The organism is Pectobacterium brasiliense (assembly GCF_016950255.1).
GTDB classification, from domain to species: domain Bacteria; phylum Pseudomonadota; class Gammaproteobacteria; order Enterobacterales; family Enterobacteriaceae; genus Pectobacterium; species Pectobacterium brasiliense.
This window is the reverse complement of the sequence record NZ_JACGFN010000001.1, coordinates 2969508-2981748: the sequence shown is the minus strand read 5'-3', so window position 1 is coordinate 2981748 and position 12241 is coordinate 2969508. Positions and strand designations below refer to the sequence as shown.

Annotated in this window: 9 protein-coding genes and 1 tRNA gene; 7 read left to right on the top strand and 3 right to left on the bottom strand. The window is 49.8% G+C overall.

What is annotated here, in order from left to right:
* The first annotated feature begins 35 nt into the window (after nt 1-35).
* The 3 genes from eptB (at nt 36) to H4F65_RS13225 (ending at nt 2883) form a co-directional block, all read left to right on the top strand.
* Nucleotides 36-1715: a kdo(2)-lipid A phosphoethanolamine 7''-transferase gene (gene eptB / locus H4F65_RS13235; RefSeq protein ID WP_010281670.1), complete on the top strand. Its 1680-nt coding sequence runs from the start codon at nt 36-38 to the stop codon at nt 1713-1715.
* Between the two features lie 131 nt (nt 1716-1846).
* A tRNA-Pro gene (locus H4F65_RS13230) sits at nt 1847-1923 on the top strand.
* Between the two features lie 435 nt (nt 1924-2358).
* Nucleotides 2359-2883: an Ail/Lom family outer membrane beta-barrel protein gene (locus tag H4F65_RS13225; RefSeq protein ID WP_010281672.1), complete on the top strand. Its 525-nt coding sequence runs from the start codon at nt 2359-2361 to the stop codon at nt 2881-2883.
* Between the two features lie 43 nt (nt 2884-2926).
* Here H4F65_RS13225 and H4F65_RS13220 read toward each other — a convergent pair whose 3' ends face one another.
* Together H4F65_RS13220 and H4F65_RS13215 are read right to left on the bottom strand one after the other, a co-directional pair.
* Entirely contained in the window at nt 2927-4534 is a 1608-nt protein-coding gene (locus H4F65_RS13220; RefSeq protein WP_010281674.1) for an EAL domain-containing protein, read from the bottom strand.
* A 92-nt stretch (nt 4535-4626) separates the two neighbouring features.
* Nucleotides 4627-5826: a BaiN/RdsA family NAD(P)/FAD-dependent oxidoreductase gene (locus H4F65_RS13215; RefSeq protein ID WP_010281676.1), complete on the bottom strand. Its 1200-nt coding sequence runs from the start codon at nt 5824-5826 to the stop codon at nt 4627-4629.
* Nucleotides 5827-6104: 278 nt separating this feature from the next.
* Here H4F65_RS13215 and pitA point away from each other — a divergent pair, with 278 nt between their 5' ends.
* Nucleotides 6105-7610 carry an inorganic phosphate transporter PitA gene (gene pitA / locus H4F65_RS13210; protein ID WP_010281677.1) on the top strand — a complete coding sequence of 502 codons (1506 nt, stop codon included), beginning with the start codon at nt 6105-6107 and terminating at the stop codon, nt 7608-7610.
* 122 nt (nt 7611-7732) lie between these two features.
* Here the strand turns inward: pitA and uspB are convergent, their stop codons facing one another.
* A complete protein-coding gene (uspB, locus tag H4F65_RS13205; RefSeq protein WP_010281678.1) occupies nt 7733-8068 on the bottom strand; it encodes a universal stress protein UspB in 336 nt (111 codons plus the stop codon).
* Between the two features lie 553 nt (nt 8069-8621).
* Here uspB and uspA point away from each other — a divergent pair.
* The 3 genes from uspA (at nt 8622) to H4F65_RS13190 (ending at nt 12181) form a co-directional block, all read left to right on the top strand.
* The gene (uspA, locus tag H4F65_RS13200; protein WP_010281679.1) at nt 8622-9059 is read left to right on the top strand and encodes a universal stress protein UspA; all 438 of its coding nucleotides are present in this window, start codon (nt 8622-8624) and stop codon (nt 9057-9059) included.
* A 291-nt stretch (nt 9060-9350) separates the two neighbouring features.
* Complete coding sequence (gene gdhA, locus H4F65_RS13195) at nt 9351-10694, top strand: NADP-specific glutamate dehydrogenase (protein ID WP_010281683.1); 1344 nt, start codon at nt 9351-9353, stop codon at nt 10692-10694.
* 173 nt (nt 10695-10867) lie between these two features.
* Nucleotides 10868-12181 (top strand): NAD(P)/FAD-dependent oxidoreductase, encoded by a 1314-nt coding sequence (locus H4F65_RS13190; protein ID WP_010281685.1) that lies wholly within the window; start codon nt 10868-10870, stop codon nt 12179-12181.
* Nucleotides 12182-12241: the final 60 nt, after the last annotated feature.

Here is a 12241-nt window from a genome sequence, read left to right as displayed (position 1 = left end):
GATAATAAGAAAGGTTTGTTGGAGCACTTGTCATAATGAAGTTTGTAGCATCTTTTTCGCAACCCAAATTATCGTTTGTCCTGGCAATTTATATTGGTCTTTTTCTCAATATCTCAGTGTATTATCGCCGGTTTGATTATTTTTCACTCTCTGCTGGTAGTCAGGTTCCAACGTTTATTCCCGCTCTTGTCGAATTGACCGTGAGTATCCTATTTACCTTTTTCCTTATGAGGATTATTTCACTCGGGGGGCGCCGTTTTTATCGGATAATCGCTTCTCTCTTGGTACTGATCTCCGTTGCTGCCAGCTATTACATGACGTTTTTTAATGTTGTGATTGGCTATGGCATTATTGCTGCGGTCATGACCACGGATATTGATCTTTCTAAAGAAGTCATTGGTTTTCGTTTTTTCCTGTGGATGCTGGTGGTAAGTGCGCTGCCGCTGTTTTTGATCTGGAAGAACTCGCTACGTCATACGCTGATCGAACAGCTTAAATCACCGGGAAAGCGGTTGATTCCTCTTTTGGTTCTTATCGCCGTTGTTGCGCTGGTTTGGATGCCGCTTCGCTATATGGATAACGTTCAGTCAGTGTCCGAGCGAGAATCCAATGTGGATTTGCCCAGCTATGGTGGTGTAGTCGCTCACTCGTATCTGCCTTCTAACTGGTTGTCTGCTTTAGGATTATTTGCATACACCAAGTATGACGAGAGCCAGGATTCTTCTAATCTTTTCGATCCGGCTCAGCATTTTACCTATGTCCCGCCGAAAGGCATTGATGATACCTACGTCGTTTTCATTATCGGTGAAACCACCCGCTGGGATCATATGGGGTTGTTAGGCTACGAGCGAGATACGACGCCGAAGCTATCAAAAGAAAAAAACCTGGTCGCATTCCGCGGTCAGTCGTGTGATACCTCAACCAAACTTTCCATGCGCTGTATGTTTGTGCGAGAAGGCGGTACGGAAGACAACGCACAGCGAACGCTGAAAGAACGGAATATCTTTTCCGTACTGAAAGAGTTGGGCTTTACCTCTGAGCTGTTTGCTATGCAAAGTGAGGTGTGGTTTTACAATAGTATCGAGGCAAACAACTATTCTTTCCGTGAGATGATTGCGTCAGAGAAACACAATGACGGCAAGTCAGTGCAGGATATGTTGCTGGTCGACGAGGTCAAGGAGTCGCTGGCACGCTACCCCAAAGGTAAGCATCTGATTGTGTTGCATACCAAAGGTTCCCACTATCTGTATTCCATGCGCTATCCCCGCAGCTATGCGCGCTATCAGCCAGAATGTATGGGCGTTGATGCCTCTTGTACGCGTGAGCAGTTGATTAATGCTTTCGATAATAGCGTGCTCTATACCGATAGCTTTATTGATAGCGTGATTGATCAGGTGCGGGATAAGAAAGCGATTGTGTTTTATGCCTCCGATCATGGTGAATCCATCGATGATAACTATCATTTACACGGCACGCCGCGTCAGATGGCACCGCCTGAACAGTTCCGTTCACCGATGATGGTATGGACATCGGATAAGTTTCTGGCTGACGCCGATAATCAGCATGCGTTCGAGCAGTTGAAGGCTCAGCAGCGCGTTGGCAAAACACATCGCCATGAAGAGCTGTTTGATACGATTCTTGGATGTGTGGGATACACATCGCCTGACGGCGGTATTAACCCTAAAAATAACTGGTGCCAGAAATCTGCTAATTGACATGAATCACGGACAAGGACGTCGGTTTCAGGCTGTAAATACAAGAGATGGATACTTTAACGACAGCCGGAATCCTTTTGCTAAAAAGGTATTGACGCTCTAATAAGGTAGCAGTAATATGCGCCCGCATTCGGCGAGTAGCGCAGCTTGGTAGCGCAACTGGTTTGGGACCAGTGGGTCGGAGGTTCGAATCCTCTCTCGCCGACCAATTTTCTTCCTCAGTAAGTCATCCTCAATTTTTCTCCTGTTTCGAATCATCGTCTACTCATACTATCGGTTTAAAAATAATCTCGTTTTAAGAATATTTTTGTTTAAAAAATAGTCGCTTTGAAAAAATTACCTTTATGAGTGTGTGGTTTTACCTTCGTATTTTTTGGCGTCGAAAATTTCCATATTTTCTCGGCCTTCGGTTCAGAATGTTCCCAAAAATAGTGTTAAAAATAGCACATTAATTACTATGATTAATATGTATCTTTTTGTTTTTTAATGATTTAAATAAATATCAACTCGATTGTTTAAAAATAATGCTGACTTTACCTCTCCGTATTTAAATGTAAGTTTATGTGCGGTCAACATTCGCGATACTTATATATTCGCTTTGTTAAAACCGTCTTTTTATTCAAACATGGAAGATGTTTCGATCATGAAAAAAACAACACTGCTACTCTCCACTTTGATTGCTTGTGCTATGGGAATGTCTGCTGCTCAGGCGACACAAACCGTATCTTTGGGTTATGCTCAGGCGAAAGTCGATGATTTTAAAGATCCAAAAGGGATTACGGCCAAATATCATTATCAGGGCGATTCCGCTCTTGGCATTATTGGCTCTTTCACTTATGTGAGCGCGGAACAAACTGAGTATTATCAGAATTCAAGCAGTGATGTTTATCAGCTGAAATACTATTCACTCATGGCTGGTCCATCTTACCGCTTTAACGAATATGTCAGTGTTTATGGTTTGGCGGGTATTGGCCACGGTAAATCAAGTTGGGAAGAGGGAGATGCTGTCCGTGAATCGGGTAGTGAAAGTAAATCCAGCTTCGCTTACGGCGCCGGTATTCAAATTACGCCAGTAGCAAACTGGGCGATTGATATTGGCTACGAAGGCACGAAAATCGATGAAACGCGTGTAGACGGTTTTAATATTGGTGTCGGTTACCGTTTCTGATTTGCCTATTATTGAATACCGGTGGACAGGCTTCCGCCGGTTATTACTGCTTTTCCCCTTCTTTGTTTTTATTCATAAAGCTCTCAATCGGTTTATTACCATTGTAGTGAAGCCAGACCAGTAATGATTCATTGTCCATCGGCTTGGCATAAAGGAATCCCTGTATATATTTGACACCGCGCCGCTGCAAGTACATGAGCTGCTGTTCGGTTTCTACGCCTTCTGCTACAGATTGAAGCTTGATGCGATGGCTCAAATTAATAATGGCATCAAGAATCGGGGCTTCTTCATCCGGTGATGAGATTGCGCTGACAAATCCCTGATCTATTTTCAGGCAATCCAGTGGGAAGTTTTGCAGATAAGAGAGTGAACAGTGGCCGGTACCGAAGTCATCAATGGCAATCATAAAGCCATCTTCACGCAGCTGATGCAGGCGCTGTATGATTTCAGGGCCGTTGCTGATGAGGTTACGTTCTGTCAGCTCCAGTGTAATGCTTAATGAATGAGCGGCGACTTTCTCTGCGAAGCGGTGTACGTCTGATTCGAAACTTGGGTGATGTAAATGCTCCGCTGCAACGTTGAGCCCCAGATGAAACCCCGGTTTTACCTGCCAACTGGCGATATCTGACGCCACCAGATCAAATAAATGCCGCGTGATGGGAATAATCATACTTTCTGCTTCGGCGGCAGAGATAAATATATCGGGTCTAATCCACAGCCCATTACTGCGTCGCCAGCGCAATAACGTCTCTACTCCGGTGCAGGTTCTCGATTCCGCGTCATAGATAGGCTGGTAATAGACGGAAAATTCGCCGTTAGCGATGCCCTTACGGATTTCTTCGCGAAAGAATAGCTTACGTTTTTGCCAGTACCACATCGCTGTAGTGAAAAGCAGAGAGAGAATAATGGCCAGTGGCAGAAACGTGAAAAATGCCTGCTTCCAGTTGGTAATTTCCTGGGTGGCGGGAGCGGTAATATTGAGGGTAATCGGAAAGCGGCTCGATTTGATTTCAAGCGCAGAGGTAGAAAATAGGCTCCTGTGCGGCGTAATGGTTGGGCCCGTTTGAATCGGGTGACCGTTATCCATTTGCAGGATAAGTTGATAGCCCCGAATCTTGCTAATCGCAGTCATGAGATCGATCAGATATTGCGCATCGACCATGGCATAAGCGCCGTAACCCATAGGAGGCATTTGGACAAAGATCAGCGCTGGGCGTTCTTTGACGTTATCTGAACCAGCAATCGATAGGCTCCATCGTTCAGAAGAATAGGTATCCGGTAGCGGCTGCTGAATGACGCGGCTGAGTGGCGTCAGCGTGCTGCCAAACGTTGAAGAGCAATAGACGTCAGTATTATGGATAACGCCGATAGCGCGGAAGTAAGAAAAGACCGAGCCAAGACGTTGCAATTCATCGCCGATGACGTCGCAGGGCTGACCATAAAAGCGCTGGAGGCGATCCACCATCTGCCATGCCTGTGTCGAAATATTCTCGGCATGATTCATTGCGATTTGCGCAGTGGATTCCAAATCGCGCTTTACCATTAATCTGGACTCAACAAAGGTGAACAATAAACCAAGCAGCAGTGGCAGCATACCTGCAACCAGTAACAGCAATATGTTGATTTTATGTTCACTACGTATGAGGCTCATTCACATCTCCTTTCTGGCAGCAGAGGCCTGTGTAGAGACGTCCTTTTCTCCGTGAATCAAAGGAGAGTGCTGAATAGAGATTATTATAGTGTCTATTTACTAAAAGGCAGCGCCTGTGCACAGGCCCATGCTGAGCTCCACGCCCATTGGAAGTTATAGCCACCGAGCCAGCCGGTTACATCGACCACTTCGCCGATGAAATACAACCCCGGCACCGCACTGGCTTCCATGGTTTTGGAGGATAGCGCACGGGTGTCAACGCCGCCGATGGTCACTTCGGCTGTGCGATAACCTTCCGTACCGTTTGGTTGCACGCGCCACTGTTGCAGGCTCTGTTCAATCTGCGTTTGCTGTGCGCTGTTGAGCTGTTTCAATGTGACGTCCGGTAGTTGCCCTAACTCCTGTAGGCATTCAACCAGTCGTTTAGGTAGCCACTGTGCCAGCGTGTTTTTCAGGCTTTGGTTCGGGTGAGCGGCGCGCTCGTCATTAATAAGCTGAGTGAGATCGCGATCGGGTAGCAGATTGATGGTGACGAATTCACCTGCTTGCCAGTAGCTGGAGATCTGCAAAATAGCCGGGCCAGAGAGCCCACGGTGCGTAAACAGGATATTTTCACGGAACGTCACGCCGTTTTCTGTGGTGACGACGGTCGTCACGGAGACGCCGGAGAGCGTTTGCAGCTGTTCGAGCAGCGGCTTGTGTAGCGTAAAGGGTACCAGTGCAGCACGAGTTGGGAGCACGTTGATACCGAACTGTGCGGCGAGCTGGTAGCCAAATGGTGTCGCGCCTAGGCCGGGCATCGACAGGCCGCCGCAGGCAACGACCAGCGATGCACTCTGGAATGATGTGCCGTTGCTTAGCTGGACGGTGAACCGATCGTCTGATTTCTCCACCGAGGTCACTTCACTGCGCAGACGGAGGGTGACATTTGCCCGCTCACATTCTGTTACCAGCATGTCCACGATTTGCTGTGCGGAATCATCGCAGAATAGCTGACCGAGCGTTTTCTCGTGATAAGCGATGCGGTGGCTGTTGACCAGGCTGATGAAATCCCATTGGGTATAACGCGCCAGTGCTGATTTACAAAAGTGAGGATTGTGAGACAGATAGGCCGCCGGCTCTGCATACATATTGGTAAAGTTGCAGCGCCCGCCCCCGGACATCAATATTTTCCGGCCAGCCTTCTTGCCGTTGTCGAGCAGTAGAACACGCAGTCCGCGTTGTCCTGCCTGTGCCGCACAAAACATGCCTGCTGCACCAGCACCGATGATGACAGCGTCAAACTGTTCCACAATGCATTTCTCCGATGAGTGATTTTATCTTCTTGGATTGCCACAGGCCGATAAGCCATAGGGCGGCAAATTGTAGTGTTGGTTTTTGTTCGATACCAGCGTAACAATTTGCGTATTTTAGTAAAAATATATAATTATTTGATTTTTATTGATTAAGTGGTTTATCCACCGATCGTCGTCACATATTAAGTCAAAAAAATGTCATATTTCGCTTTTCCCGACCCCTGCTTGTCGCCGATAATGCGCCGCGTTCATGACCACTAAATGGCCTAACGTTTATGCTACATTTATTTGCCGGTTTGGATTACTACACTGGCCTGATGTTGATATTGGCTTTGTTGTTTGTACTGATGTATGAAGCCATCAACGGTTTTCACGATACTGCGAACGCCGTTGCCACTGTTATTTATACCCGCGCCATGCGTGCCGAGTTTGCTGTTGTTATGGCGGGTGTCTTTAATTTCTTCGGTGTACTGCTGGGCGGCCTGAGCGTGGCCTATGCAATTGTTCACCTTCTCCCCACGGATTTATTGCTGAACGTGAGTTCGGCGCACGGTCTGGCGATGGTCTTTTCCATGCTGCTGGCCGCCATTATCTGGAACCTGGGTACCTGGTACTTCGGTATTCCTGCCTCCAGTTCTCACACGCTGATCGGCTCCATTATCGGTATTGGTTTAACCAACGCGCTGTTGACGGATACCTCCGTTGTGGATGCGTTGAACGTGCCGAAAATGATCAGCATTTTCCTGTCGTTGCTGCTCTCACCGATTGTGGGGATGGTGGTTGCAGGCCTGCTGGTGCTGGTGCTGCGTCGGTTCTGGAACAACAGCAAAAAACGCAAGCGCGTGCATCTGACGCCTGTCGATCGCGAAAAGCAGGACGGCAAACGCAAGCCACCGTTCTGGACGCGTACCGCGCTGATTTTATCGGCAATTGGGGTGAGTTTCTCTCACGGTGCAAACGACGGTCAGAAAGGTATCGGCTTGATTATGCTGGTGCTGATTGGCGTCGCGCCAGCCGGGTTTATTGTCAACATGAACGCGTCTGGCTATGACATCAGCCGTACCCGTGATGCCGTTGTCAATTTGCAGGAATACTACAGGCAGCATGGCGACGCGCTGACGCATGTTATCGACCTGTCTCCGCCAGTGATTCCTACGCCAGAAAGCACGATTCCCGGCAACGGTCAGAAAGAGTTTCACTGTGACAGTTCACGCGTGATGATTGCGATTGACCGTACACAGGGCCTGCTGAGTAACCTGAAAAGTTACGACCAGTTGAACCCTGACGATCGCAGCAGAGTACGTCGTTTGCTGATGTGTATCTCTGACACGATGGATCGGGTGATCAAGCTGCCAGAAACGCCGGGCGAAGATAAGCGCTACCTGAGCAACCTGCGTAAAGACATGCTGCAGACGATTGAGTATGCCCCTCTTTGGATTATCGTCGCTGTCGCATTGGCGCTGTCTCTGGGCACCATGGTGGGCTGGAAACGCGTTGCAGTGACCATCGGTGAGAAGATTGGTAAGAAAGGCATGACGTACGCACAGGGCGTTTCGGCGCAGGTGACGGCGGCCTTGTCGATAGGCGTTGCCAGCTATACCGGTATGCCAGTATCCACCACGCACGTATTGTCCTCGGCGGTTGCCGGGACGATGATTGCGGACGGTGGTGGCGTACAGGGCAAAACGATAAGAAGTATTCTGCTTGCCTGGGTGTTGACGCTGCCTGTCTCAATGCTGATGTCCGGTACGCTGTACTGGCTGGCGTTGAAATTGATCTAATTGCGGTAATTCATCACGCATAAAATAAAAAAGGCGATTCTGTGGGGAATCGCCTTTTTACTTTTTATCGACGTTCATGGTGTCATACCAATGATGGTGTTAATGTGTGTAAGTACCCGCGTTTAATACCATATTGTCATCGCAAACAGACTGATGACGATAAGGCCACACAGGGCGGTCGTAAGCAGAAACTGTCCCCGCACTCGCTCGCAACGGCGAATAAACTCAGGGTCGTGATGATCAAGATAGCGTTGCGCGTAGATATAGCGTACCAGCCGGATTTGTTTACTTGGCTGGCCGTGCGATGTAAAGAAGCCACCCCCGTCAACGTATTGGTAAAGCAGCGGGTCACAGTCACGCAAAATCAGCAGTAACACGCGTAATGAAGAGTAGTACCTCGCCATATTGATGATGCAGACGATACATAAAGCCCAGAAAAGCGCAAATGTACTAATCATGCTTCCCTCCCGGTCGTTCTATTCGTCAGATTCGATGGCCATACCTTCCCGTTGTCCACCTGTCACCGATGACAAGCGTTACTCTTTATCCGCGACGCTTATCTACGACGTTTGTCTGTGACATTTTTCTACGAATAGTTATGCCACGCGCTTGCGCACGATTTTATTGTCATTTTGGATAGCCAACGGCATCACGGCTAGCCCCATTCTCGTTTTCCATCCCAGGGAGCGGCGGACAGGCTCACCGCTCCCTACTTGTAGTGTAGAAGAAGAATGTTCGTTTGTGCCAGAGAGGCAGGCGCAATCGGCATGAAGGACGATTTTCAACAAGATAATGTCCTTTCTGAAAGGAGAAGCTACGCGATTTAACTGTGAAAAGGAGCGGTTTCTACTACACTTATCAATAGAATTAACAGGTTTGAAAACGGGTTGTGATCGACTGAACAGTCCGATAGCGTGGACGAGTGCTATCCTGTAATCCGCTGTTAAGTATCAGATTGGCAGGATAAATATCTGCTAACCCTTAATTAGTCTTTACGGAAGGAGTCTTATTATGGCTTACAAACACATCCTTATTGCTGTTGACCTTTCTCCAGAAAGCAAAGTGTTAGTGGAAAAAGCGGTTTCAATGGCAAGACCGTACAATGCGAAAGTGTCGTTAATCCACGTCGATGTGAACTACTCCGATCTCTACACCGGGCTTATCGACGTCAATCTGGGTGACATGCAACAGCGTATCTCCGAAGAAACCCAGAATGCGTTGTCTGAGCTGTCCCAGAACGCGGGCTACCCTATCAGCGAGACGCTGAGCGGCAGCGGCGATTTAGGGCAGGTGCTGGTTGATGCGATTAAGAAATACGATGTCGACCTCGTGCTGTGCGGCCACCATCAGGACTTCTGGAGCAAACTGATGTCTTCTGCTCGTCAGCTGATTAATACCGTACATGTCGACATGCTCATCGTGCCGTTGCGTGATGATGAAGACGAATAAAAATTAGCTTTTCTTGCATTTTTTTTCAGTGATGAAAGGCACGGCTTCTTAGCTGTGCCTTTTGTTATATAACAAAAACTTATAGCAAATTTCTCTTCTCAAATCGCCAAAAAACCCTTCCTATCCCATTGGATTATAACGTTTATCTGAAAAGAAAACGCTTGCTTAAATATCCATCGCCAGTGTTATAGTCCAGAGGACACAACATCATTTTCACCGATCCCACAAGCTTCTGCGTGTCTAAAAATAAAGAAGCAGACGGGGACTTATTCGTTCAATCAGGAGCTGTTCATGGCACAAATCGTATCTCTGGCAAGTTTTCTTGATTCTGTTCAACAACGCGATCCGCATCAGCCTGAGTTTCTACAGGCCGTTAATGAAGTTCTTTCCACTCTGTGGCCTTTTCTGGAGCAGAACCCTCACTATGCGGATTACAGCCTGCTGGAACGATTGGTAGAACCGGAACGCGTGATTCAGTTCCGCGTCGCATGGACGGACGACAAAGGTCAGGTACAGGTGAACCGCGCCTGGCGTGTCCAGTTCAGCTCCGCGATTGGTCCGTACAAAGGCGGCATGCGTTTCCACCCGTCCGTTAACCTGTCGATTCTGAAATTCCTCGGATTCGAACAGACCTTCAAAAATGCGCTGACGACGTTGCCAATGGGCGGCGGCAAAGGCGGCTCGGACTTTAACCCGAAAGGGAAAAGCCAGGGCGAAGTCATGCGTTTCTGTCAGGCGTTGATGACGGAGCTGTATCGTCATCTGGGCGCGGATACGGACGTTCCGGCGGGCGACATCGGTGTGGGTGGCCGTGAAGTCGGTTTCATGACCGGCATGATGAAGAAACTGACCAATAACACCGCGTGCGTCTTCACGGGTAAAGGATTGTCGTTCGGCGGCAGTCTGATCCGCCCTGAAGCGACGGGCTACGGCCTGATCTACTTCACGGAAGCGATGCTGAAACGCCACGGTCTGGGCTTTGAAGGTATGAGTGTCGCGGTATCCGGTTCTGGTAATGTGGCGCAGTACGCGATTGAAAAAGCGATGGAACTGGGTGCACGCGTGGTTACGGCATCGGATTCTAACGGCACGGTGGTGGATGAGAGCGGGTTTACCCCAGAGAAACTGGCGCTGCTGGAAGAGATTAAAAACAAACGCTATGGCCGCGTGGAAGATTATGCGCGCGAAGCGAAGCTGACCTACCTCGCAGGCAAAACGCCGTGGGAAGTACCGGTAGACATCGCGCTGCCGTGTGCGACGCAGAATGAGCTGGATCTGCCTGCGGCGCAGACGCTGATTGCTAACGGTGTGAAAGCCGTGGCAGAAGGTGCCAACATGCCAACCACGATCCCAGCGACCGATGCGTTCCTGGATGCAGGCGTGTTGTTTGCGCCGGGCAAAGCGGCCAACGCCGGCGGCGTAGCGACATCTGGGCTGGAAATGGCGCAGAACGCGGCACGTTTGGGCTGGAAAGCCGAGAAGGTGGATGCGCGTCTGCACCACATCATGCTGGATATTCACAATGCCTGTGTGCAGTACGGCGGTGAAAACAGCCAGACTAACTACGTGCGCGGTGCCAACGTGGCGGGCTTTGTAAAAGTGGCCGACGCGATGCTGGCGCAGGGCGTCGTGTAACGACTGTTTACTTAAAGCGCCTGCATTCGCAGGCGCTTTGACTTTTCATTTATTTATCTAAGTGTTAGCGACATTTCTTGCTGGACACCGCTTCCTGCCTTTCTTTATCTTAATCAGCATTGCGTATCGTCAGTCTTCTGGTACAACCCGTTCCCTTCAAGGCTTACACCATTGTGAAAATCAAACATCTTCCTTTCGATCAGAATCGTAATGGCTGGTCGGCAGATCTTATCGATAAACCGAATTACCCGCAGCAGCGCGGAAAAACAACGGCGGACTGGCTGGTGATCGGCGCGGGCTATGCGGGGATTGCCTTTGCACAGCGTCTGGCTGAACAGCGCCCGGATAAACACATTATCCTGCTGGATGCGGGGGAGATTGGCGACAATGCCTCTGGGCGTAACTCTGGTTTCGTTATCGATTTGCCGCACAACATCGGCAGTTCGACGGCCGAGCTGGAAAAAGCGGCGGCGTATCGTCGCCTGTTGCAGTCCGGCGTGGCGCATCTGAAAGAGAAGGTGGATCGTCATGCTATCGCGTGTGACTGGAGCGTGGCGGGGAAATATCACTGCGCCGTCAGTTCAACGTTTAACGGTCTGATCGATACCTATGTCCGCGAATTGGACGATTTGGGTGAATCCTATCAGGTGGTGGAAAAAGACGAGCTTGCCCGGCGCCTCGGCACGTCTTTCTATCATCGTGCGGTGTACACCCCCAATTGCATTTTGCTAAACCCGGCGGCGCTGGTGGTCGGGCTGGTGGCGAATCTGCCGAAGAACGTGACGGTTTACGCCCATTCTCCGGCGTTGAATATCGAAACTGGATCGCGCATTCGCGTGGAAACGCCCTATGGAGAGATTCAGGCGGATAAGCTGATGATGGCGATTAACGGCGCGGCGCGCGGCCTGCCGCTGTTCAATGGCCGGGTGTTTGCCGTGGCGACCTTCGCGACGCTGACGGAACCACTAAATGCGGAACAGCTAGCACGTATGGGCGATATGCCGGACTGGGGGCTGACGCCGGTCAATGCGCTAGCCAGCGCGACGCTGCGCTATACGCGTGACCATCGTTTCCTGATTCGGGAGCATGTGAAATTTACCCCGGAGCTGGTCAATAGCGCGGTAGAAACCGGACGCCATGCGCGTCGTCACGCGGCTATTTTTGCCCGGATGTTCCCGCAGTTGAGCGATGTGAAGATGGCGCATACCTGGTCAGGATTGATTAGCGTCACGCGCAACGGCGCGCCAATTTGGGGGCAGCTAAGCGATAATGTGTACGCGTCCGCAGGTTGTAACGGGGCGGGGCTATCGAAGCAAACTGCTGCCGGGCATATTCTGGCGGATTTGGCGCTAGGTGAAGACAACCCACTGATTGGCGATATGCAATCGCTCGGACAGGCAAATTACTTGCCGCCACGTCCTTTCCTGGATGTGGGCGTGAACGGCTACCTGACGAGCGAACGCTGGAAAGCCCGCAGCGAGAGATAATACAGCCTGCCAATGGCAGGCTGTGCAGCGTCTTTACGATCTCTCCATTATCACCGCTCG